A 22,514-nucleotide genomic window follows, 5' to 3' on the forward strand; every position below is an offset into this window, starting at 1 on the left:
AACTCAGAAGAACTCACTCCGAGCAGATGTCTTTCGAATTACGATGACTTGCGTAGGGCGGATTAGCGCAGCGTAATCCGCCATCTTCTTTGAGACGCAGCGGCGGATTACGCCTTCGGCCAATCCGCCCTACGCACTCCAAGTAGATGTCTTCCGAATTACGGTGACCGTGCTGGCGTGTTACCGCAATGCGCTATTCTTTCTTCGGCGACCAGCCATAAGCCTTGACGGAGGCACCGCCCATCAGCATGGCCCGCTCGGCGTCGCTCAGGCGGCTGGTCTTGCGGAAGGGCTCGACGGCCTGCTCGTAGTTGACGACGGCAAACGCCCGCGTCCAGTCCGTGCCCCACAAGCAGCGATCGAAGCCCCAGGCATCGAACACGCGGGCGAGCGGGTCCCAAATATCAGGGAAAGGATACGGCTCGCGGGACAGCGTGCAGGCGCCGCTGACCTTGATCACGGCGTTCGGTCGCTTGGCCAGCTCGAGCACCTTCGGAAGATCGGCCCAAGGCTCGGGCGGCGCCGGCGGCACGCGTGGCTGCAGGATGCCCAGATGATCGATGATGAACCGCGTATCGGGATGGCGATCGATCAGCGCCCTGCCCGCGTCCAGATTGTCCCAGCACAGGAGGTTGACCGGAAAATCATGGCGAACCGCCGCGCGCGCGATCCGGTCGAGGCCGGGGTGATCAGGCGCGCGCCTCGCCTCCTTCGTCAGCATGATGCGGATGCCGACCGTGCCCCGCGTCTTCTTCCAGTCCGCGACGACGTCGGCCACGCCGGGATCGTCAGGGTCGACCGGCTTGACGATGGCGAGCCGACCGGGATGGGCCCGCTGCACTTCCACGGCATAGCTGGCGTCGTAGCGGTACAACGAAAAGGCGGAGATGAAGATCGCGCCGTCGACGCCAACCTTGTCCATTGCCGCCACCATCTCGTCACCCGTGACGTGATCGGGCCAGTTCGGCACACTGTGCCAAGGCCGCTTCGGACTGTTCGCCTCGTAGGCATGGACCTGGGAATCGATGATCGGCATCGTCGCCTCCGCTCTTTTGCCGGCGATTTTGGACAATGCGGCCGGCCCGTGTCCAGATGGCAAGAACGCCACGCTGCAATGCGTCCAGCAACATCCGCTGTGGCGGGAAGCGGATATCAACCACACGACTTGAACGGCTGACCACAGGTGTGGCGCAATTACAATTGCGCCACCTTACAACTTGTGGTTTTTGTCAGTGGTCAATGAGGGTCAGGCTTGTTATGCGGCGTCTTGTGGTGTGGGCTTGTGTGTTCTGCGTTGTTGCTCAGTTCGGTGGATGCAAATCATCGACGGTTTCCGAAGTGGCGCTTGAACCTCCGCCTCAAACCAAGCCGCGGGATGCGCGGCTCGCGCGATTATATTTTCTGCGCGAGAAGGGACTTCCCGGCGCTGAGGTAGGAATCAAGGTCGATGGCAAGCCGGCTGGTTCGGTAACCAAGGGGTTCTATTTCTTTTCAGAAAAACCGCCGGGAAGATACCGGATAGCCTGCGTCAATCCGATCATGATGGATTATGAAGCCGAAATAGAAATTGAGGCTGGAAAGACCTACTATTTCGGCGTCGGTACGCCACAGGTGGCAGCACCCGGTCAAAATCTTCTCAATCAGGCTCTTGCCGGCAGCAGCGGAGAGCAAATGCGGCCGACGTCCGCGCTCATGGCCGGCTTTTCCGGCGCCGCCCTCTATCAAATCGATGCAGCCGAGGGAGCTGCCGTCATCAGCCAGTTGAAGCCGCAATAGCGCGGGTGATTGACGGCCTTCACGCGATCCGATCGCCAGCGGCCTGCCGCAGGTTGCAGCCGCGGCAGGCCATTTCTTTCGGAACGCACCGACGATAATCGATTTCGCTATTACAAGGGCGGTTTAGCGCAGCGTAATCCGCCACCTCATCGAGATGCAGCGGCGGATTACGCCTTCGGCTAACTAACTAACGCGCTGCCGTTGTTGCACGGTGAGGCGCTCGACCACCTCGATCGCGCGTGCCACGGATCAAATCCGCCGCCTCATGAGCAGTACCCCGGCGATTCCGAGAAGAGAGACGAATGCCAGTATCAGAACGACGGCATTGTATCCGGCCGCAGAATAGACGGGGACTCCATTCCGTTGCATGCCACTCCAGCTCGCGCTGAGAGCATACCCTAGGACTGGCTGCAGGGACGCGGTCAGCAATCCGGCTGAAGTCGTGTTGATGGCTGCGCCGGTGCCGAGGCGCGCAACGGAATAGATATTTCTCACCGCCTTTAGAATCATGGGAGTCATGCCTCCGGCCACCAGGCCCAGGATCACGAACGCTCCGAAAACCGCTTCGAGGCCGATAGCAGTTCCGATTGTCGGTATCAGCAGCGCCAGGCAGCCCGAACGAAGCAGGCACATCAGGATGTGCGCACGCGCCAAGGATTGGATCCTGTCCACAAAGTGCCCGAACACTACAGAACCGACCATACAGCCAACCATAAACAACACCAGTGCGGTCGTGGCGTTGTGCCGCTCCAGTCCGTAGGCGTCCGTAAGCAATGGAACACCCCAAACGCCTGAGATGGTCGTGACGGCAACAAAATGCGATGAAAATGTCAGCAGACATCCCCAGCTTTCTCGGCTCTTTAACTCGGCCAATGCCGAAAACAGGATGGCCGAGAGAACCGGCGGCTTGGCCGTCGAAACTCGCACCGGCAGGATGGAGGCGGCAAGAACAAGGTTGAAAAAGCAAAACACGCCGATGCCCGCAAAGCTGGCGCGCCAGCCGATCCATGCCACGGTAAGTGCAAGCGGTGTGGCCGCCAAGACGCCACCTGCGTAGCCGGATAATTGCGAAAGGCCCAACATGATCCCGAATTGCCGCTCCCGGAATTGCTGCGCTACGAGCTTGATGAGCGCCGTGAAGATCAGCGCATCACCGCAGGCGATGATAAGCCGCGCGAGAAATGCAATCGGGACATTGGGGGCGGCGGCGAACAGCAAGGTTCCAGAGGAGGATGCTGCGAGACTCCAGATGACGAGCCTCCTGACACCATATGTATCCACCAGCACGCCGGCGGGAAACTGCATCAGCATGTAGCCGATGAAGTACGCCGATGCGATGATCCCTAGTCCGTCGGCACCTACGCCGAAATCGCGCGCCAGATCGTCGACGATGGTCTGCGGGCAAACGCGCTGCAAAAAAGCGACGGCGTAGGCGATCGATACGCAAGTCCAAGCGATAAGATCGCGCCGAGAAATCGGGGCGATGGCGTCATGAGGTTTGGGTTGCATCGTCTGGTCCCGATGCAATGTCAAGCGGCTGAGCCCGATTTCCTGATTGCCCCGACAGTAAAGATCGCGTCCGCCGTATCGGGAACGAGGCGCCTGAACTTCTCAGTCAATGCGCCATCGGTTTGGTATGAGGGTTGGCGGTGGTAGGTGATGTTCGGATAAGAGTTGCGAATGACCATGTTCGGAAGCTCCAGAGCTCTGTCCGGGTAAAGGGTATTTGCAATCTGGAGCGCGACGTCCTGCAGTGACCCGTCGTCATTGCCGTCGACCAGCGAAGGCAATAGCCGCGTGCAGACTTTCGCGTGTGCGCTCCAAGCAACCGGATTACGCGTCCTCCAGGAATAGTAGACCTCGTCGCCCTCCGGAACTGACGACAATTCGGCGTCAAGCACTCCCTTCAGCAGCAGGCCGAACAGTCCCTTGCCCTGATGCTCCGGCCTGAGCTCGATTCCCGATCGACTAATCGTTGGTCGATCGTTGACAACAAGCCTGCGCCAAATTGTGAAGCCGACGATCTGATCGTCGTGTCGGACAAACGCAATGCCGTATCCTTCCCGGAAGGGCGTGTCGGAGGGCGACCACCAGGGGTGTCGATCCGCCAGTTGGTCGCGATGATCTCGTTTAGCAGATCGATGATGCCGCCCCAGCAGTGTTGGGGAATATTCGAGGCCGAGCGAAACACCTCGAGTTCGTACGGACCCTGCCTATATCCGTCGGGTATCCTACGTTCGCTTTCTACGAGCTGCTGCATGTCTGCCTCCATTGAAGTCGGTGAAGATCTTCGTGCTCGCCGCGCGAACCAAACGCCGCGAAGCAACTCGCTTAGACGTGACGCTAATGCTCCCGTCGAATGTTCGCGTCACGAGCGCTGGACACCCGGCGTAATGCGATAAGATAGATACAACCATCGACGCCGGCCGTGGACGCGTGACGTACGCCTTGCGGCAACAGTATACGATCTCCAGGCCGGCAGACCTTCAGTCCCAGCTCGCTTTCAAAGGACAATTCGCCGTCGATGATCAGCAGGGTTTCGTCCGTTTGATGTGTATGCCAATCGTGGCGACGACCAGATGTATCGCGTTGAACTTCGATGGAGCCGGTCTCAGGTAGAAGCTCCTGGACGGCGGCCTCGAGCGTGGGGCGAACGCTATGTTGAAATTCGACAGACATTGAGAATCCCCTATGCGGCAACAATGCGTTGCCTGGCTCGGTTTGTTACGACCATCGGGCAATTACGGTTCGTCACGGCGTTGTCGTCGGGCAGGAAGTACTGCTCCCACTCACGGTTATCCTCCTCGCCGTAGGCACCGAGGCGTGGAAAAGGAGCGACCGAATCGTAAGACTCGAGGCGACGGCGGATTTCGGCTCGCGCGCTATCCCCTGCAACCGTCCCGGCGCCTATCTTGTCGAACACCCAGCGGGGCTGGAAGGTAATCGTGAAGCCGGGCGAATATCTGCTGAGTCGAGAATGGTGCAGGGGGAATTGTAGTTCTGGCGCTCCCAAGATTGTTCTTCGAAGCTATCAATCTCGATTGCAGTGAACATTTTTCCTCCGTTGGCTGCGAGATCGCGCGTTAAACAAGATCAAGCCGTCCGTCTCGACAACCAAAGGTAGAGATACATTTTGTCGCCTTGTCAAATGGATTCGTATTTTTAAGTTCGGACCACTCTCGCAATCGAACTGCTGTGAAATGACGCTGGGCACGTAATTTTCATTTGCGCGAGGTGATCGACATGAAGATTGGCAATAGGCGGCGGATTTTTCGTTCAGACTGCGAGCATTCGTGGATGTCTATCGGGGGCCTAATGTATCGACGCAGAATGCTGTCGAGCCTCTAGCGCGCTATTCAAGTTACGGTCGACAGTATGTTACGAAAAGCTGAAGGCGCGCATCGCGTGTGGTGACGCTCGTCTGAACGGCTTGTCAAAGAAATATGAAGCTTCGTGTGCCCTTCATCCTGTCAACCTGAAAGTCGACGCATCTGACGGTGGTCGTCCCGTTAGCCTCGGGCAAGACTACGCTCCTGATAATGATTGCGGCTTTGGAATTACGGTGCCAGTGCATTTAACCGTTTGCTCGTATTCGCGCGACCAACTGGTGATCGCCGAACTGATGTAACCGGCCGTACCGTTCTTTATTCTGCTCGCGGAGCAAACGGCCGATTCGCGAAAAATCTATTTTCCGCAACAACTTCAACGTGATTTGCCTCGTCCAGTCTCGCCCGCAAAATATTCCGCTTCGCCGGCACCCCAAATCACCCCTACAAATACCGCCATCCCGTCCCGCTAGAGGGGCGTTGGCCATCGTCACGAACGTTGGGGCGGGTTGCGGTGGACGCGGCAGCGTCGGGCGCGTGGTCGTGGTCGCAGGGCGGGCCTAAAGTCCGTGAGCGAGCACAGCGCGCAGACGACTGGCGCTGAAGCGTACGGCAAAGCCGTGTGGTCCTGGCACCCGTTGCTGGTGTCAAGCCGGCGGAGGAAAAGTCGACCCAACCGGGTTTCGACAATCCTTCAATCCGCCGGCGACGGAGGCAAAAGGAATTCGTCTCCGGGGAGAGCGCGGTATAAGCCGTAAAACCACTGCGCAGGGAATGCCGGGCTGCTCCCGCTGTACCTGTATGCTCGTGTGCGCACTCTTTGCGCTATTTGCACACGAGATCGCGGGTGCAGCAAGCACCCGGCATTCCCTGCGCCCTCTTCTTCTGGGCGACTGATTTTGCAAACCTCGGGCGCAAATGCGCTGCGAGAACGCGGGGTCGTATTCAGTGGAAGCCACGTCATTGCGAGCGACGCGAAGCAATCCATTGTCACCTCGCATGCGGAAGGATGGATTGCTTCGCTTCGCTCGCAATGACAGCCCCTTGGCTCAGAATGACGGCCCTTCAACTCAGAACAATTCGCAACAAATCGCTCCTGCGAGTGAGTGGCGATTGCGCTTCCGACTGTCGGCTTTAATCTTACCTGACGCCCTGCTAAACCGCCGCCCATGAGTCACACCCCCACCATCAAGACCAATGTCGCGGCGATCTCGATTTTCGCCAGCGCCGGCATGGCTGCGGCGAAATTCGCGGTCGGCATTGCGATCGGCTCGCTGGCGCTGATCTCGGAGGCCCTGCACTCCTCCGTCGACGTGGTCGCGACCGTCATCACCTGGCTGGTGGTGCGGGTGTCCGACCAGCCGGCCGACGAAGAGCATCATTACGGCCATGGCAAGTTCGAGAGCCTGTCGGCGCTCTTTGTCATCGCGCTGCTCTACGTGCTCGCCGGCGGCATCCTGGTCGAGTCCTGGAGCCGCCTGCGCGAGGGCGCAGCGCCGCCGACGCTCTCGGCTGTCCCCTTCGTGGTGCTGGTGATCGACATTGCCGTGAATTTCTGGCGCGCGCGGGCGCTGCATCGCACGGCGCGCGAGACCCGGAGCCAGGCGCTGGCGGCGGACGCGCTGCATTTCGCCTCCGACGTGCTCGGCTCCATCGCCGTCATCATCGGGCTGGTGCTGACCGGTCTCGGCTATGCCTGGGGCGATTCGGTCGCCGCCATTGCGGTTGCCGTGATGATATCGATCCTCGGCCTGCGGCTCGGGCGCTCCACCATCGAAACGCTGCTCGATCGCGCGCCGGAGGGCGTGGCGGAAAAGGCCGCCGCCGCCATCCGCGCGGTGCCGGGCGTGCTCGGCGTCGAGCGCCTGCGCGCTCGCATGGTCGGGCCGACGCATTTCATTGATGCCATCGCCAAGGTGCCGCGCACCTACCCGATCGATCGCGTCGAGGCGATCAAGAAGACCGCGCAGAAAGCCGTCAGCGAAGCGCTCGGCGACGCCGACCTCACCTTCACCGCGATGCCGGTCGCGCGCGACAATGAGAGCGTGCGCGAGCGCATCATGGTGATCGCCCGCAATTCCGGCCTCGCCATCCACCATGTCACCGTGCACGACCTCGGCGAGAAGCTGATCGTCGGCATCGACCTCGAAGTCGACGGCGACATGGAGCTTGCGGCGGCCCACGAGGTGACCCGCGTGCTGGAGCGCAACATCCGCGAAGACTTCGGCGAGGATGTCGAGGTCGACACCCACATCGAGCCGCTCGATCCGGAACTGCCGCACGGCACCGACGCCGCCCCCGAGCGCATCGAGTCCATCAAGGCCGCGCTGACACGCTTTGCCGGCAACGGCGCGATCCATGACATTCACAATGTGCGGGTGCGCGACACTGACGCGGGCGAAATCGTTAATTTCCATTGCCGCGCCGCGCCGTCGATGAGCGTCGTCAAGGTGCACGAGAACGTCGACGAGATCGAGCGCGCGCTGCGCCGCGCGTTTCCGACCATCAAGCGCGTGATCAGTCATGCCGAACCGCCGCGTGCGTAATTTTGCCGACCCGTTCCCGTTTCGGACTCGCCCTGACGACGCCTTAATTCGCGTTGGACAACATTTATTTCGAATTAACGAATCGTTGACACTCGACAGCCCGGAAAAACTGGATTCAAATCGCGGTGATTCGGAATGACGTGGGGTTCCTTCCGGACAATGTGCAAAAGAGCCTTCGGCGGGGGTCTAAAGCATGGCGCGCGCGCATGCGGCGAACGCATGTGTCCAATCCGATTCGATCAAGGGATTGGCGCAGTCGATCGCAAAACCTGCCTACCACCGGCTGCTCATCGCAGAGCCGGCGCTTCGTCGCGCCGTGCCGACGCTCATCATTGCCTTCCTCATCACCATCTGCCTCGGCGCCTTCGTGCAGGTGATCGACCAGAGCCGGCAAAAACGCGCCGCCATGAAGCGCGACCTCTCCGCGCTCACCGACCTCTTGGCCGAACGCCTCGACCGCCTTGGCTCGGTCCGGCAGGACCGCGCCGCCAGCATCGAACGGCTGCAGAGCCTGCTGCCCGACCTGATTCCGGCCTGGGGCGCCGCCGCCGGCCGCCACGTCATCATCACCGGCTCCGATCACCGGATTCTGGCCCGCGTCCCCGTCGAGGGCAGTCTTGGCGACAGTGATCGCATCCTCGACGTCATCAGCACGGCGCAACTGCTCGCCGCCCCCGGTCAGCAGGGCGTCATCAGCGACATGACGCTGCCGAACGGCAACGGCGCGATGGCGATCTCGCGGCTGGTCAAATCGCTGCCGGGCCAGGTCATCGTCATCCAGGAAAAGAACGAGCCGCTGTGGGGTTCGGACGCCGCATTGTCGGTGACGCTGTCGGCCACCACCGGCTTCGTCGTGCTGATCCTCGGCTTCGCCTTCCACTGGCAGTCGACCCGCGCCCGCGAGGGCGACCTCATCAACGACGCCGTGCGCGGCCGGATCGACACCGCGCTCAACCGCGGCCGCTGCGGATTGTGGGACTGGGACCTCTCGCGCGGCAGGATCTTCTGGTCAGCATCGATGTTCACGATGCTCGGGCTCGACTCCCGCAACGACCTCCTCACCTTCGGCGAAGTCAATGCGCTGGTGAAATCCGACGACATCGACCTGTTTGAGATCGCCGACCAGATGATCGCTGGCAAGATCGACCACATCGACCAGACCTTCCGCATGCAGCACACCGACGGCCACTGGATCTGGCTGCGGGTGCGCTGCGAGCTTAGCCAGGACTCCGCCGACGGCGGCTTGCACCTGATCGGTATCGCGGTCGACATCACCGAACAGAAGAGCCTCGCCGAGAAAACCGTGGAGGCTGATCTGCGGCTGCGCGACGCGATCGAGACCATCCCGGAAGCCTTCGTGCTGTGGGACGCGGAAGACCGTCTCGTGCTCTGCAATTCGCACTTCCAGCGCCTGCACAAGCTGCCGGATACGGCGGTGACCCCCGGCACGTCATATGAGACCGTGATCGAGGTCGGCAGCATGCCGGAAGTGCGCACCAGGCTGCAGGAGACCGGCGCGCAAGCGCCGGGAGCCCGCACCTTCGAAGCGCAGCTCGACGACGGCAGCTGGCTGCACATCTCCGAACGCCGCACCAAGGACGGCGGCTACGTCTCGGTCGGCACCGATATCACCCGCATCAAGGAGCACGAGCAGAAGCTGATCGAAAACGACGCCCGCCTGCGCGCCAACGTGATCGACCTCAAGCGCTCGCAAGCCGAGCTTGCCGACCTCGCCGAAAAATACTCGCAGGAAAAGAACCGCGCCGAGGAAGCCAACCAGGCGAAATCCAAATTCCTCGCCAATATGAGCCACGAACTGCGCACGCCGCTGAACGCCATCATCGGCTTCTCCGAGATCATGGGCAGCGGCATGTTCGGCGTGCTCGGCTCCGACAAGTATCAGGAGTACTGCCACGACATCCTCACATCAGGGAAATATTTGCTCGAAGTCATCAACGACATCCTCGACATGTCGAAGATCGAAGCCGGCCGCATGAAGCTCGACATGGAGCAGCTCGACCTGTCGAAGCTGCTGGCGGAGTCGGTGCGCGTGGTCTCGGGGCGCGCCGAGGACAAGCATTTGACGCTGGACGCCGATATCGAAAGCACCATTTCCGTGATGGCCGACCGCCGCGCGGTCAAGCAGATCTTCGTCAACCTGTTGTCCAATGCCGTCAAGTTCACCCCCGACGACGGCAAGATAACCGTGCGCAGCCACGTGCTGCCCAACTCGATCGTGCTGATGATCGCCGATACCGGCATCGGCATCGCGCCCGCCTCGCTGCGGCGGCTGGGCAAGCCGTTCGAACAGGTCGAGAGCCAGCTCACCAAGACCTACCAGGGCTCGGGCCTTGGCTTGGCAATCGCCCGCTCGCTGACCAGCCTGCATGGCGGAACGATGCGGCTGCGCTCGAAGCTCGGCACCGGCACCGTGGTGCGCATCACGCTGCCGCGCGACACGCGTTCAACCGAGCCGAAGAACCAGGTCGCCGCCTGACCTGCCGCTCACGCGCCCTTCTTCGGCCGGCTGGTTGCAATCAGCACCAGCATGAACGAGACCGCGGTCATCAGCGTGCTGATGGCGGCAATCGTCGGGTCGATCTCGTCGCGGAGCGCGGTGAACATCCGCTTGGTCAGCGGCTGATACTGGCCGCCGGAAATGAACAGCGCGACGATCGTCTCGTCCATCGCGGAGATGAACGCGAAGATGCCGCCCGCGATCACGCTGGGCTTGATCTGTGGCAGCGTCACCACGAAGAAGCTGCGCAAGCGGTTCATGCCGAGGCTGCGCGCCACCATCTCCTGCGTGGCGTCAAAACTCTGCAGCCCCGCAGCAACCGAGATGACGACGTAGGGCAGACCGAGCATGACGTTGGCGAGCACGAGGCCGGTCATGGTCGCGGCCAGGCCGACCTTGGCATAGACGAAGAAGATGCCGACCGCGGTGATGATGATCGGCACCACCAGCGGCAGCAGCAGGGTCATGTGGATCAGCCGCATGATACGCCATTTCGACTGGCTGATCGCATAGGCCGCCGCAACGCCGAGCGGCGTCGCGATGACGACGGTGAGCACGGCAACCGTCAGCGTCACGCGGGTCGCCTGCATCCAGGCCGGATTGCCGACATACTCCTGATACCAGCGCAGCGACAGTGACGGCGGCGGAAAGCTCAGGTAGCGCGCGGCCGAGAACGACATTGGCGCGATGATCAGGATCGGCACGATGAGATAGAGCAGCACCAGCGCGCAGGTCACAACCAGAACGATGCGGAATGGACGGGACATCGTCATTTTTGCCCCAACACGCGATCGAGCGGAATGAAGCGGCTGACGGCGAAGAAGATCGCGCCGACCGCGACCAGCAGCACCACGCCGACGGCGCTGGCGGCGCCCCACTGGTCGTAGAGTTCGACATTGCGGCTCACCAGCATCGATATCATGATGGTGCGGCCGCCCCCGAGCAGTTCCGGCGTGATGTAGAAGCCGAGGGCAAGCACGAAGACCAGCGTGCTGCCGGCCAGCACCCCGGGTAGCGACAGCGGAAAAAATATCCGCCAGAAGGTGAGCATGGGACCGGCGCCGAGACTGGCGCCCGCCTGCATCAGATCGCGCGGGATCTGCTGCATGGTGGCGTAGAGCGGCAGCACCATGAACGGCAGCAGGATATGCAGCGTCGCAACGACGGTGCCGAACGTATTGTGAACCAGCGCCAGCGGCTCGTCGATCAGACCGAGCTGGCGCAGCAATTGATTGATGACGCCGGTCCGTTGCAACAGCGCGAGCCAGGCATAGGCGCGGACCAGCACGCTGGTCCAGAACGGCAGCACCACCAGCGCCAGGATGATAATGCCCCACCGTTTTGGCGCAATGCTCGCCGCATAGGCGATGGGATAGCCGAGCAGCAGCGCCAGCAGCGTCACCAGCAGGCTGATTTGGAACGTCAGCGCAAAGCTGCGCCAGTAGATGTCCTCGCTCCAGATCCGGCGGTAATTCTCGAGCGTAAAACCGTTGTGATAGACCGACTGCCAGGCGAGCCAGCCGACCGGCAGCACGACCAGCAGCAGGATCACGAGCAGCGCCGGCAGCGCCAGCGCCAGCATCAGGCGCTGCTCGCGACGTTGGTGGAGTACCGAGAGGTCCTGCACGGGGCTGCTCATGATGATCCTGCGATGGCGCGGCGTGCTGACGAACGCCGCGCCGGGTTCCAACTATTTTTGCATGAAGCCGACCCAGCGCTTCTCCGCAGCCTCCCCTGCCGGTGACGACCACCAGGCGTAGGACATCAGCGCCTGTTTGGCTGCGTTCTCGGGCGCGCTCGGCAGCTGCGCGGCCCGCTCCGGCTTGATGACGCCGGTATCGAAGGCCTTCGGGTTGGCCGGGCCGTAGTCGATATGCAGCGGCAAATTGGCCTGGTGGACGGGATCGACCGCCTCGTTGAGGAAGCGGACCGCGGTCGCGAGATTGGGCGCATCCTTGAGAATGCAGAGCGAGGTGCTCTGCAGGATGCCCTGATTGTAGGTATAAGCGACCTTGGCGCCTTCCTTGGTCAGCGCGCTGACGCGGCCGTTCCAGGCCATCACCATATCGACTTCCCCGTCATTGAGAAGCTGCGCCGATTGCGCGCCCGAGGTCCACCACACCGTGATGTTGGGCTTGATCTCCTCGAGCTTTTTGAAGGCGCGGTCGACATCGAGCGGATAGAGCTTGTCGGGCGCGACACCGTCGGCCATCAGCGCCGCCTCGAGCGTGGCGATCGGGTGATTGCGCAGCGCGCGGCGGCCCGGGAACTTCTTCACGTCCCAGAAATCGGCCCAGCTATTGGGCGCCGCCTCGGCCGTGTATTTCTTTTGGCTGTAGGCCAGCACGCTCGAATAAAACTCGTAGGCCACCGAGTAGGGAGAACGATAGGCATCGGGCATCGCGGCGCCGTTTGGCAATTTCGAGAAATCGAGTTTTTCGAGCAGCCCCTGCTCGCCGCCGCGCAGGCAATAGCCGGTCGGCACATCGACCACATCCCAGGTCGGCTTGCCGCTGGCGACCTGCGATTTGATCGCGGGCCAGGCGTCGGGGATGCTGTCCTGGTTGATGGTGATGCCAAGCTTCTTGGCGGAGGGATCGAGGATCGCGATCGTCTGCGCCTTCTGGTAGGCGCCGCCCTGGGAAACGAAGGTGATCTGGTCCGCATTGGCCGGAAGTGCCGACAGCGTCGCCAAAGCGCCAAGGGACACGCCGAACAGTGCATGCCGGCCGCAAGATGTAATCATCATGTTCAACCCCTCTTGTTATGATCGGGCGTTAGAACTCCTAACGCCCGATCGCATCCAGAAACTGGTACCAGCCGGCCACCGCGCGGACGGCCGGTTCGCGGAACGCATAGAATGGAATAGTCTTGAGACGGCCAGCATCGAGCAGGCCGAGATCGACCTTCTCCCCGCGCACGAGGGCCGCGAGGTAGCGGCCCATCAGGCTCGACATCGCGACGCCGGCGCCGTTGTAGCCGACCGAATAAAGGGTGCGATCATCGAGCCGGCCGACATGCGGCACGGAATCGAGCGTCATCGCGACAAGGCCCGACCATTTGAACGCGAGCGGAATATCCGCAAGCTCCGGGAAGATGCCGACCATTGCCTTGCGCAGCGCATCGAAGGCGCTTTCGGAATCCTGCTTGCCGAAGGCGCCGCGTCCGCCAAAGATGACGCGGTCGTCGACCTTGCGGAACCAGCGCATCATGCGCTTGGTCTCGGTGTAGGTGCGCCCCGTCGGCATCAGGCTGCCGGCGAGGTTCGGCGACAATTTTTCGGTGGCGATGAGAGCGCTGCGGAACGGCACCAGCGTCCGCTGCACGCGCGCGGTGGCCGACGTCAAATCGGAATAGCTGTTGGTGGCGATGATCGCCTGGCGCGCCCGCACGACACCGTCAGGCGTTTCCGCCACGACACCGTCACGATCGCGACGCAGCGCGAGCACCGGGCTTTCCTGAAAGACCGGCACGCCGCGTTGCGCCACGCCTTTGGCGAGGCCCCGCAGATAGTTCAGCGGATGGATACCGCCGGAGCCGGGATTGAGAATCCCGCCGACAAAGCCCCGCGAGCCGGTCTCGTCGCGCACCTGGTGCGGATCGAGGATCCTGACCTCGGTGTCGCGCATCTCGCGCGTCATCCAGGCGGCTTCGTCGATCGCGGCCCGCAGCGTCGCATCGTTATGCGCGGCCTTGACTTGTCCGCTGCGTGTCAGCCGCGCGCTCTCGATGCCGAATTCGGAGACCAGCTCATCGACCATCTCGACGGAGTCATGCGCGATCTCGTACATGCGCCTGGCCATGGCACGGCCGTGGGCGGCGTCTATGTCGCGAAACGAGAGGCGGAATTTGGCGGTGATGACGCCCCCATTGCGGCCGCTTGCACCCCAGCCGGGATGATTGGCTTCAAGTACGACCGGCGAAAGACCGCTCTTCGCGATATGATGCGCTGCCGACAATCCCGTGTAACCCGCGCCGATGATGACGACATCGGCCTTCACTTCGCCGGCAAGCTTCGGAAAGGCAGGCAACGGCTCCGCCGTATCCGCCCAGAGCGAGGCGGCCGGTGCCATTGGGGTCCAGACCTCTGCCATATCAGCCGCCCTGCCCGTCTCAGCCAACCGCGGCGTCGGCGAACGCCTTCATCGTGGCGAAATGGAAATCCGGTTTTGTGAGCTGCGGCACCTCGGGCGTGCCGCCAAAGCCCTTCATGCCCTGGCGCCGCTCGATCCAGCAGACCTTGTAGCCAAGCTTGCGGGCGATACCGATGTCGTGATGCTGGCTCTGCGCCACGTGCAGGATTTCGGACTGTTTGTAGCCGAACGCCGACTGCCGGCCCTTGTTGTAGGCGAAGAATTCCGGATTGGGTTTCGCAACCCCGGTATCGTCGGCGCAGATCGTATCGTGGAAGGGATTGTCGAGCGCATGGGCATAGCATGACAGCGCGACGCGATCCGCGTTGGTCATGGCGACCAATCGAAATTTGGTGCGCAGGCGCTTCAGCGCCTCGACCGAGTCCGAAAACGGCTGCCAGCGCAACACGGCGAGCTGGAAGGAATCGCAGGCGGCATCGTCGGCCGGCAGTCCCAGCTCCTTGGCGAGGTAGCGGTAGACATGGAACATCACTTCGCTCGACCGCTCCGGATGGGCGTCGCGGCCGCGCTTGTAGGACGCGAAGATCTGATCGTCGCTGAGCTCGGCCGCCTTTCGGCCGGAGATCTTGCGCACGGCATCGAGCACGCCGGCTTCGAAATCGATCAAGGTACCGACGACGTCGAAGGTGAGAACCTTGAAGCTATCATAGGACATTTTCATCTCTTGTTTTGGTTGGTCTGGTGTTGCACTCGGGGTTTGTGATCGACGCTCATTCCCGCGCCTTTTCTTGCGCTTTGGGCACGACGATGGTGTCTTCAGGGTGGAGCGTGACGGTGATGTCGCCGCCGACCGGAGGTAACAGGCGCGAAGCGTGGTAGTGGCTGGGCTGACGCAGGCTTAAGGACGTGCCGTCGGCCAGTTGCAGGAACACGCGAAGGCTTTCGCCCTGATAGACGATGTCGGTGACCTTGCCGGTCAAACGGTTGAGCGCGGCATCCGCCACGCCGTCCGCAATCAGGAGCTTCTCGCTGTGCACCGCAAGCATCAGCGCCTCGCCGCTCGGAATCGCACGTGCGCTTTTCAGGACGGCCGGCCCGAGCGCCACGCTGCAGGCGTCGATGCGCCGGACCGGCAACAGGCTCGCCTCGCCGATGAAGCTCGCCACGAAGGAGTCGGCGGGATAATCGTGCAGCCGCTCCGGGCGATCGATCTGGACCAGCCGCCCGTCCTTGAGGATGGCAACGCGATCACTCATCGTCAGCGCCTCGCGCTGGTCGTGGGTGACGTAGATGATCGTGGCGCCGATCCGCTTGTGCAGTTCGCGCAGTTCGATCTGCATCGCTTCCCGTAACTGCTTGTCGAGCGCCGACAGCGGCTCGTCCATCAGGATCAGGCGCGGCTCGAAGATCATGGCGCGTGCCAGCGCCACGCGCTGGCGCTGGCCGCCGGAGAGCTGGGCGATGCCGCGCGCCTCGTAGCCCGACAGCCCGACCATCGCGAGCGCGGCGCGTACTCTCGCAGCCCAATCCGCCTTTGCAATCCGTCGCGCGCGCAGCGGAAAGGCGACGTTCTCGCCGACGCTCATGTGTGGAAACAGCGCGTAGTTCTGGAACACCACGCCGATGTCGCGCTTGTGCGGCGGCACGAACGTGACGTCGCGGTCGCCGAAATGGATCGAGCCCGACGAGGGTTGAATGAAGCCGCCGAGGATGCCGAGCAGCGTGGTCTTGCCGGATCCGGACGGCCCGAGCAGGGAGACAAACTCGCGCGGCGCGACGTTGAGGGTGACGTTGTCCAGCGCGCGGACGGCGTCATAGTTCTTGCTCGCGGCCCTGATGTCGACGCTCTCTCCGCCCTGGTCCAATGATCGACCCCGTTGCGTTACCGAGGGCGTGCACCGATGCGCGCCATCGACGTCACCTGCGATGGCGCAAGCGACGGTTGAAACCGGCATGATCTCGTCTTATAGACCGGGCACTTCAGGGCGGCTCCCAAGGCCGTCCCCACCGCGCCGGATTTTCAATCTTGCCCGTGCTGGCGGGCGATCGGGCAAGCCAACCAGAGTTGCCCGGCAGGGGCAATTGCCAAATTCTCACCGGCGGCATAACATCAGGTTATGCCTGACCTCCGCCGGAAGCTGCCATCAAGCCACGCGCTGTTCGTCTTTGACGCCGCGGCGCGCAACGGCAGCTTCACGGCAGCGGCGGCCGAACTGAACGTCACCCAGCCCGCGGTCAGCCGAATGCTCGGACAGTTCGAGGATTATCTGGGCGTTCGGCTGTTCGACCGGACCAATGGCCGCGCGGCCCTGACGGAAGACGGCGAGATCCTCTATCGCCACGTATCTGATGGATTCCGCAGCATCGAGGGCGGCCTGATCGAGATCGACCGCCGCCGCAAGGGCACCGAGACGGTCACGCTCTCAGTCTCCTCGGCGTTCACCACGCATTGGCTGATGCCGCGCATCGACAAGCTGCAGCGCCAGTTTCCGACCGTCGATCTCCGCTTCCAGCTTATTTCCGGGCCGCTGCGTGGCCCGGTCGACAATGTCGATCTTGGCATGCGGTTTCGCGACCGATACGATCCCGAGCGGAACGGCGCGCTGGTCATGAAGGAAGTCATGCTGCCGATCTGCAGCCCGGCCTATCGCGACGCTGATAGCGCGGACGGGCCGATCGAGCCCAACACCATCATCCGCCTCGCCGATACCCCTGGCGATTGGGCTGCGGAATATCCGGCCTTTCTCACCAAACGGTCCGGGCCCGCCAAGTCATTGAGTTTTTCCGACTATGCGGTGGTGGTGCAGGCGGCGCTGCTCGGCCAGGGCATTGCGCTCGGCTGGCTCACGGTCGCAGCCCATTGGCTGCTGACCGGCGCGCTGGTCCCGGCCTCGGAAACGCTCAGCACGACACAGCGGCTTTGCGAACTGGTGCACCCGCATGACCGGTCGATCCGCCCCGTCGTCAGCGAGATCCGCGACTGGATCATCGAGCAGATGCACAGCGACATGGCCGCCATCGACCGGCTCTACCCGCGATTACGGCTGATGCCTGCGAGCTATTAGGAACTGGCGCGATCTACTCCAGCGTCGGCGCCACTTCACGCGCGACCTGCACCAGCGCCGCGATCAGGGGCGTCATCGGATCGCGCTGCGGGATCACCAGCCCGACGCTGTAATCGACGACGGGATCGACAATCGGAATGCTGCGGATGGTGTCGGCCAAGCCCAGGGTCTCCGCGAGCTTTGCCGGCATCACGCTCGCCCAGCGCCCGGTCTTCACATGCGTGTAGAGGACCACAAGCGAGTTCGAGGTCAGCGTCGGCGTGGCTTCGGCCCCGACCGATGCCAGCGCGCGATCGATGATGCGGCGGTTCTGCATGTCGGGCGTCAAGAGGCACAGCGGAACCTGGCCGACCTCCTTCCAGGTGACCTGCTTGCGATCGCCGAACATGGCATCGGGCGCCGTCAGCAGGCGATAGCTCTCGTTGTAGAGCGGAATGGTGCGCACCTTGCCGATCGGTTCGTTCTCGATGTAGGTCAGCCCGGCATCGACCTCGAGATTTTCCAGCAAGCCCAGCACATCGGCCGACGTGCAGGACTGGATGCGAAAGCGCACTTCGGGGTAGCGCGCGCGGAACGGCGTCGTCAGCGACGCCACCATGCCGAGCACGGTCGGGATCGCGGCGATCCGGATCTCGCCGGAGAGCTTGTCCTTGAGGCTGTTGATCTCCTGCCGCATCGCGCGGGTGTCGCCGACGATGCGCCGCGCCCAGTCGAGGGTGCGTTCGCCCTCCGGCGTAAATCCCTGGAACCGCGAGCCGCGCTGCACCAGCATCACGCCGAGGATTTCCTCGAGCTGCTTGAGGCTGGTCGACATCGTCGGCTGGGTGACGCCGCAGGCCTCCGCGGCCCGTCCGAAATGCCGCTCCTTTGCGAGCGCCAGCAGCAGTTCAAGCTTGTCGATCAAGGAGATGGTCCCAGGAAATGTGGTGGCAAAGGCGGTCGCCCGGTGGCCAGAAATAGCACGGACCGGCGGCCATCAATACGTCAAAAGCGGCGTCCGGAGGGCTCGATTTCAGGGGGCAATTCGGTTCTCATATCGCCTCATTTTTCAATCTTATCAGTCCGTCATTGAGGATTTCTTGTAGCCGGATGGGCTCCGCGATATCCGGGGCCACGCCAACACCGTCCCGGACATCAACAGCGTCCCGGAAATCGCTGCGCTCATCCGGGCTACAGGACTTTTTTCCGTCATTCAGCCAGCGTCTGTCGGAGAAAGCTCCGGCGCTAGTCTGCAAAATCCTGCTTCAACGGGTCGAACGTCAGCAGGCCGGAGCCGACAGCCGGGATGCGGCAGCGGTCCGGCGTTGCGAACCACCGCAAAAACCTCCAGAGCACGGTCGTAGCCCTTGATGGCCCGCTCTCCAATGGATGCAAGGGCGGTGCTATCCTTGACATGCCCGGTGACAACCGGATCCACCAATATCTGCGCGTCCTCCGCCAAATCGCAAAGCCGCGATGCCAGATTGACGACGTTTCCGATGGCCGTGTAGTCGAGGCGTCCGTGCCAGCCGAGCGTTCCGACGGTCGCAGGTCCCATCGCGATACCCACGCCGAAACCAATGGCGCAGTCACGGGCGTTCCAGTAGTTCGCAAGGGATTGCACCGCAGCCTGCATGTCGATCGCAAGCCGGATACCGCGCTGTGCGGGATTTTCGCAAGCGACCGGCGCGTTGACGAGGACCATCACGCCGTCACCGGCGAAGCGGATCAGGGTGGCGGCATGGCGGGCCGTGACGGCGCCGATCGCCTCATAATACTCCCTCAGCACGGCGATAATGACGTCAGGCTCGGCGCGCGCGGAAAACGCGGTGAAGCCGCGCAGATCGCCAAAAATCGCGACCACCTCGCGTCGTTGTCCGTCCAGCACCCCCTGATCGGAGTGTTCGACCAGTTCAGCCACTTGAGGCGCAAGGAATTGCTTCAGACGATTGATCCGCTCGGACTTCTGCTGCGAAGTGGCAAGTTCTCCCGCCATCTGGTTGAACCGGATCGCCAATTGCTCCAGTTCGTCGTGGCTCTTGATCGTGATGCGATGGTCGAACTGCCCCATCCCGATCCGTTCGACGCCATCCTCGAGTTGCCTGATCGGTCCCCACATGCGGCATGCTCGCCAGTAGGCCAGGACAAGCGCGAAAACGATTCCGAAACCGATGAGCATCAGGGAACGCCGCAGCGCGGCACGGATGGATTCGAACGCCTCCAGGGCCGGCTGCTCCGCGATCACCGTCCAACCCACGTTGGGGGCACGCACCGACAGCGCAACGACGGGCTTGCCGTCCTCGCCGGTCGTGGCGACCGCCGATCCATTCGCGGCGCTGACGACGGACTTGAGGCGGTCGAACTCCCCTGCCCCGGCACCGCTGCGCAGCACAAGGCTGATGTCCGGGTGGGCGATCAGACGCCCGGAGTCGTCGACGACAAGGGCATGTCCGGTGTCGCCGATCCTGATCGCCGCGATGATATCCCAGATCAGTTTGAGGTTGATGTCGGCAACGACGATGCCGGCGGCCGCACGGTTTCCCGCAACCGCGATCCGCATGTAAGGCTCGGAATCGCGCTGATAGTGCACCGGGCCATACCAGACCCGGTTGGCGCGCGCGCCGACAACCGCAGGATCCGCCGACATGTCCGCGCCGCGGCCGGTTCTGTTCATGCTCACGCGGGATACGAAAACGCGTTCGGTGCCGGTCGGGTCGACCAGCGAGAGCGAGACGATCGCCGGCACCTGCTGCAGTAAACGCAACCCGTCGACCCTGCGCTGGTCGTCCTCGCCCGCCGTCCAGGGAAACTGCACGACCCAACCGAGCTGATCGCGTATTCCGTCGGTGAAGGCCTGTATCCGGTCGGCCGCCGAGCGCGCCTCGACCTGAAGAATTTCATCGAGATCAAGCCGATTATCACGAAAGGCAAACCAGGCTTCGGTCGCCGAACCAAGCATCAGTGGCACCACCACTGCGACAAACAGCGTGACGAAGTACTTGACGAACAGGGAACGGCGCGGACGGGTCACCGAACGGGCATTCTATAGACGGAGTTTCGAACCAGATTCAGACGCGCCGGGATCATTCGATCACCCTGTTGGCGCGAAACAGGACGGACGATTTGTCCAGGTCAATGCCGAGCAGTTCAGCCGTCCTGAGATTCACGACCAGCTCGAACTTCGTGGGCTGCACGACGGGAAGGATGGCGGGTTTTTCGCCACGCAGGATCCGGTCGGCGTAGGTCGCAAGCCAGAAATAGGTCGCGCGCTGGTTCGCGCCATAACTCAGAAGTCCGCCAGCGTCACAATATTCGCTCCAACCGAACATCGAAGGCAGCCGATGCGCGATGGCGAACCGGGCAATCTTGTCCCGATGCACCAGCGTGAGGACATCCGGGAAGACGAGCAATGCGTCGGCACGCGCGTCTCCCGCCGCCGCCAGTCCCTTGTCCAGTTCGTTTTTGCCGGCAAAGGGAACGTAGACGGTCTCGATGCCCAGCGCCTTGGCGGCTTCCCTGGTCGCGCGCCACTCCGATTGTTCTCCCGGATGAAGGCTGTTCGAAAACACGGCAAGCCTGCGCACAGCCGGCACGGCTTCCTTTAGCAGCTCAACCCGCTTCCCCGCCAGCTCAAGCGAAAGGAAGGTCGAACCCGTGAAATTGCCGCCCGGCTCTCCGAGGCTCCTGACGAGGCCCAACTCCACCGGGTCGCCACTCAACGCAAACAGTACCGGAACGTCCGTTACCGCTGTCATCGCGCGCGTCGCCGGGCCGCTCGACACGGCTAGGTCGATGTTCCCTCGCCTCAGTTCGGATACGACCTCGCGGAGCGCCTGCGGATTGCCGGGCGCATAGTGCAGCTCAAAGGTAACGTTCTTTCCCTCGACGTAGCCGCGCGCCCGCAATCCCTCGCGAAACCCGGCTAGGAACGGGTCGGGCTGGGAGTCGGTGGATACCCAAAAAATGCGATAAACTTTTGTCGAATCCTGCGCGAGTGCGGCGGCCGGCCACGCCATAGCCGCTCCCAGAAACGCAATGAAATCTCGTCGATCCATGCCGGCCAATATGGCCCGGACCGGCTTGCCGCGCTTAGAGCCCATATGCAGATAATCTAAAGATAATCTTGATTTTGGCTTGGTGGCTGTGTCCGGGCACTGCCCGCGGCGTCGCGCCAAGATACGTCACGGCGGCTGACCAACCGTCAAATCTGCGTTGCGCCCACCTGCGCGGCGCGAGCGACACCCGGTCTGGCCCAACGACGTGCTACATTGATACCGGCGGCGTCGCACAACCGAGTTGGGAGAGGCCTCATGATCACAATCCCGGAACTGGTCGCGCAAGCCTTGGGATCGTTTCTGGCGTCGGATACCAGGAGCAGGTTTGGCTCCTCCCAAGCCCGGCTCGCTGAGTATCTCCCCTATGCAGCCAGGCTTACACTGGAATGCATCGGCAACAGCGACGCCCTGTATCACAACATCGAACACACCCTGCTCGTGACCCTCGCCGGCCACGACATCCTCATGGGCCGGACGATGCTGCGGACAACGACACCGGCCGATTACACCAATTTCATCCTGGCGTGCCTCACCCACGACATCGGATACGTTCGCGGAATCGTCCAGGGCGATGACGGGGACTCCTATGTCGCAGATCTCGGCGGCCGTACCATTCGCCTGCCACGCGGTTCATCCGATGCCGCGCTGGGGCCCTACCATGTGGACCGCTCGAAACTGTTCGTCTTCGAGCGGTTCGACTCTTTTGAAGAAGTCGATGCGAGCCGGATCGCCAGGGCAATCGAGTATACGCGATTTCCCTATGTTGCTTCATCGTCAAACGACGAACTGAACGAGGAAGAGGGCCTGCTACTGCGCGCGGCCGACCTTATCGGACAACTCGGCGACCCCAACTACCTGAAAAAAGCGAATGCCCTGTTCTACGAATTCGAAGAAGTCGGCATGAACAAAACGCTCGGCTACGACACGCCGGCAGACGTTGTCTACAGATATCCGCAGTTCTATTGGAACAACGTCGCGCCGCAGATCCAGACCGCCATACGCTATCTCAATGTCACCTCAAGTGGACGTCAATGGATCGCAAACCTGCACAGCAATGTTTTCCGGGCCGAGCGTGAAATGAACTTGTCCGGCCCGCAGCCGTGATCACGAGACCTTCGCCATGGAATCCGGCCGAGGCAAACGGCTGATATGTGG

Annotated in this window: 20 protein-coding genes; 6 read left to right on the plus strand and 14 right to left on the minus strand. The window is 62.3% G+C overall.

Annotation, left to right across the window (positions count from 1 at the left end):
* Positions 1-193: 193 nt before the first annotated feature.
* On the minus strand, positions 194-1,036 hold the full coding sequence (locus V1286_RS20605) for an amidohydrolase family protein (RefSeq protein WP_334482126.1): 843 nt from the start codon (positions 1,034-1,036) through the stop codon (positions 194-196).
* Between V1286_RS20605 and V1286_RS20610 the strand changes: the two genes are divergently transcribed.
* Both V1286_RS20610 and V1286_RS20615 read left to right on the plus strand, forming a co-directional pair.
* Positions 1,026-1,169 carry a hypothetical protein gene (locus V1286_RS20610; RefSeq protein WP_334482127.1) on the plus strand — a complete coding sequence of 48 codons (144 nt, stop codon included), beginning with the start codon at positions 1,026-1,028 and terminating at the stop codon, positions 1,167-1,169. The genes V1286_RS20605 and V1286_RS20610 overlap by 11 nt on opposite strands.
* Positions 1,170-1,257: 88 nt before the next feature.
* Positions 1,258-1,776 carry a DUF2846 domain-containing protein gene (locus V1286_RS20615; protein ID WP_334482128.1) on the plus strand — a complete coding sequence of 173 codons (519 nt, stop codon included), beginning with the start codon at positions 1,258-1,260 and terminating at the stop codon, positions 1,774-1,776.
* A 249-nt stretch (positions 1,777-2,025) separates the two neighbouring features.
* Here V1286_RS20615 and V1286_RS20620 read toward each other — a convergent pair whose 3' ends face one another.
* The 4 genes from V1286_RS20620 to V1286_RS38960 all read right to left on the minus strand — a co-directional run bounded on the left by V1286_RS20620 (position 2,026) and on the right by V1286_RS38960 (position 4,789).
* Positions 2,026-3,285 carry an MFS transporter gene (locus V1286_RS20620; RefSeq protein ID WP_334482129.1) on the minus strand — a complete coding sequence of 420 codons (1,260 nt, stop codon included), beginning with the start codon at positions 3,283-3,285 and terminating at the stop codon, positions 2,026-2,028.
* Between the two features lie 20 nt (positions 3,286-3,305).
* Complete coding sequence (locus tag V1286_RS20625) at positions 3,306-3,677, minus strand: hypothetical protein (protein ID WP_334482131.1); 372 nt, start codon at positions 3,675-3,677, stop codon at positions 3,306-3,308.
* A gap of 442 nt (positions 3,678-4,119) precedes the next feature.
* On the minus strand, positions 4,120-4,455 hold the full coding sequence (locus V1286_RS20630; protein ID WP_334482132.1) for a cupin domain-containing protein: 336 nt from the start codon (positions 4,453-4,455) through the stop codon (positions 4,120-4,122).
* 10 nt (positions 4,456-4,465) lie between these two features.
* Complete coding sequence (locus V1286_RS38960) at positions 4,466-4,789, minus strand: YqcI/YcgG family protein (protein WP_417021167.1); 324 nt, start codon at positions 4,787-4,789, stop codon at positions 4,466-4,468.
* A 1,482-nt stretch (positions 4,790-6,271) separates the two neighbouring features.
* Between V1286_RS38960 and V1286_RS20635 the strand changes: the two genes are divergently transcribed.
* Both V1286_RS20635 and V1286_RS20640 read left to right on the plus strand, forming a co-directional pair.
* The gene (locus V1286_RS20635; protein ID WP_334482133.1) at positions 6,272-7,648 is read left to right on the plus strand and encodes a cation-efflux pump; all 1,377 of its coding nucleotides are present in this window, start codon (positions 6,272-6,274) and stop codon (positions 7,646-7,648) included.
* A 193-nt stretch (positions 7,649-7,841) separates the two neighbouring features.
* Positions 7,842-10,145: a PAS domain-containing sensor histidine kinase gene (locus V1286_RS20640; RefSeq protein WP_334482134.1), complete on the plus strand. Its 2,304-nt coding sequence runs from the start codon at positions 7,842-7,844 to the stop codon at positions 10,143-10,145.
* Positions 10,146-10,153: 8 nt separating this feature from the next.
* Here V1286_RS20640 and V1286_RS20645 read toward each other — a convergent pair whose 3' ends face one another.
* The 6 genes from V1286_RS20645 to V1286_RS20670 are packed head-to-tail and all read right to left on the minus strand — an operon-like array spanning position 10,154 to position 16,125.
* Positions 10,154-10,939, minus strand: a complete 786-nt coding sequence (locus V1286_RS20645; protein ID WP_334482136.1) for an ABC transporter permease — start codon at positions 10,937-10,939, stop codon at positions 10,154-10,156.
* Positions 10,936-11,805 (minus strand): ABC transporter permease, encoded by an 870-nt coding sequence (locus V1286_RS20650; protein ID WP_334482137.1) that lies wholly within the window; start codon positions 11,803-11,805, stop codon positions 10,936-10,938. Before V1286_RS20650 ends, V1286_RS20645 begins: the two co-directional genes overlap by 4 nt.
* A gap of 51 nt (positions 11,806-11,856) precedes the next feature.
* The gene (locus V1286_RS20655) at positions 11,857-12,912 is read right to left on the minus strand and encodes an ABC transporter substrate-binding protein (protein ID WP_417021268.1); all 1,056 of its coding nucleotides are present in this window, start codon (positions 12,910-12,912) and stop codon (positions 11,857-11,859) included.
* 40 nt (positions 12,913-12,952) lie between these two features.
* Positions 12,953-14,260: an NAD(P)/FAD-dependent oxidoreductase gene (locus tag V1286_RS20660; protein WP_334482140.1), complete on the minus strand. Its 1,308-nt coding sequence runs from the start codon at positions 14,258-14,260 to the stop codon at positions 12,953-12,955.
* A gap of 19 nt (positions 14,261-14,279) precedes the next feature.
* Positions 14,280-14,975 carry an HAD family hydrolase gene (locus tag V1286_RS20665; protein WP_334482142.1) on the minus strand — a complete coding sequence of 232 codons (696 nt, stop codon included), beginning with the start codon at positions 14,973-14,975 and terminating at the stop codon, positions 14,280-14,282.
* A gap of 55 nt (positions 14,976-15,030) precedes the next feature.
* Positions 15,031-16,125, minus strand: coding sequence for an ABC transporter ATP-binding protein (locus tag V1286_RS20670; protein WP_334482144.1), 1,095 nt, complete (start codon positions 16,123-16,125; stop codon positions 15,031-15,033).
* 252 nt (positions 16,126-16,377) lie between these two features.
* Here V1286_RS20670 and V1286_RS20675 point away from each other — a divergent pair, with 252 nt between their 5' ends.
* A complete protein-coding gene (locus V1286_RS20675) occupies positions 16,378-17,325 on the plus strand; it encodes a LysR family transcriptional regulator (RefSeq protein ID WP_334482145.1) in 948 nt (315 codons plus the stop codon).
* A gap of 13 nt (positions 17,326-17,338) precedes the next feature.
* On the opposite strand, the gene V1286_RS20680 is transcribed toward V1286_RS20675, so the two are convergent.
* From V1286_RS20680 to V1286_RS20690, 3 genes are all read right to left on the minus strand, one after another.
* Positions 17,339-18,229 (minus strand): LysR family transcriptional regulator, encoded by an 891-nt coding sequence (locus tag V1286_RS20680; RefSeq protein WP_334482147.1) that lies wholly within the window; start codon positions 18,227-18,229, stop codon positions 17,339-17,341.
* A gap of 288 nt (positions 18,230-18,517) precedes the next feature.
* A complete protein-coding gene (locus V1286_RS20685) occupies positions 18,518-20,335 on the minus strand; it encodes an adenylate/guanylate cyclase domain-containing protein (RefSeq protein ID WP_334482148.1) in 1,818 nt (605 codons plus the stop codon).
* Between the two features lie 52 nt (positions 20,336-20,387).
* A complete protein-coding gene (locus V1286_RS20690; RefSeq protein ID WP_334482150.1) occupies positions 20,388-21,320 on the minus strand; it encodes an ABC transporter substrate-binding protein in 933 nt (310 codons plus the stop codon).
* A 294-nt stretch (positions 21,321-21,614) separates the two neighbouring features.
* Here V1286_RS20690 and V1286_RS20695 point away from each other — a divergent pair, with 294 nt between their 5' ends.
* The gene (locus V1286_RS20695) at positions 21,615-22,463 is read left to right on the plus strand and encodes a metal-dependent phosphohydrolase (RefSeq protein WP_334482152.1); all 849 of its coding nucleotides are present in this window, start codon (positions 21,615-21,617) and stop codon (positions 22,461-22,463) included.
* Positions 22,464-22,514 lie beyond the last annotated feature (51 nt).

This window comes from Bradyrhizobium algeriense, assembly GCF_036924595.1.
GTDB lineage: Bacteria > Pseudomonadota > Alphaproteobacteria > Rhizobiales > Xanthobacteraceae > Bradyrhizobium > Bradyrhizobium algeriense.

Excerpts from the sequence above, each read along its gene's own strand:
- V1286_RS20695 (WP_334482152.1), top strand. The coding sequence starts at position 21,615 with ATGATCACAATCCCGGAACTGGTCGCGCAAGCCTTGGGATCGTTTCTG.
- V1286_RS20675 (WP_334482145.1), top strand. The coding sequence starts at position 16,378 with ATGCCTGACCTCCGCCGGAAGCTGCCATCAAGCCACGCGCTGTTCGTC.
- V1286_RS20630 (WP_334482132.1), bottom strand. The coding sequence starts at position 4,455 with ATGTCTGTCGAATTTCAACATAGCGTTCGCCCCACGCTCGAGGCCGCC.
- V1286_RS20635 (WP_334482133.1), top strand. The coding sequence starts at position 6,272 with ATGAGTCACACCCCCACCATCAAGACCAATGTCGCGGCGATCTCGATT.
- V1286_RS20610 (WP_334482127.1), top strand. The coding sequence starts at position 1,026 with ATGATCGGCATCGTCGCCTCCGCTCTTTTGCCGGCGATTTTGGACAAT.
- V1286_RS20655 (WP_417021268.1), bottom strand. The coding sequence starts at position 12,912 with ATGATTACATCTTGCGGCCGGCATGCACTGTTCGGCGTGTCCCTTGGC.
- V1286_RS20640 (WP_334482134.1), top strand. The coding sequence starts at position 7,842 with ATGGCGCGCGCGCATGCGGCGAACGCATGTGTCCAATCCGATTCGATC.
- V1286_RS20615 (WP_334482128.1), top strand. The coding sequence starts at position 1,258 with ATGCGGCGTCTTGTGGTGTGGGCTTGTGTGTTCTGCGTTGTTGCTCAG.
- V1286_RS20605 (WP_334482126.1), bottom strand. The coding sequence starts at position 1,036 with ATGCCGATCATCGATTCCCAGGTCCATGCCTACGAGGCGAACAGTCCG.
- V1286_RS20645 (WP_334482136.1), bottom strand. The coding sequence starts at position 10,939 with ATGACGATGTCCCGTCCATTCCGCATCGTTCTGGTTGTGACCTGCGCG.
- V1286_RS20620 (WP_334482129.1), bottom strand. The coding sequence starts at position 3,285 with ATGCAACCCAAACCTCATGACGCCATCGCCCCGATTTCTCGGCGCGAT.
- V1286_RS20690 (WP_334482150.1), bottom strand. The coding sequence starts at position 21,320 with ATGGCGTGGCCGGCCGCCGCACTCGCGCAGGATTCGACAAAAGTTTAT.
- V1286_RS20660 (WP_334482140.1), bottom strand. The coding sequence starts at position 14,260 with ATGGCAGAGGTCTGGACCCCAATGGCACCGGCCGCCTCGCTCTGGGCG.
- V1286_RS20650 (WP_334482137.1), bottom strand. The coding sequence starts at position 11,805 with ATGAGCAGCCCCGTGCAGGACCTCTCGGTACTCCACCAACGTCGCGAG.
- V1286_RS20665 (WP_334482142.1), bottom strand. The coding sequence starts at position 14,975 with ATGTCCTATGATAGCTTCAAGGTTCTCACCTTCGACGTCGTCGGTACC.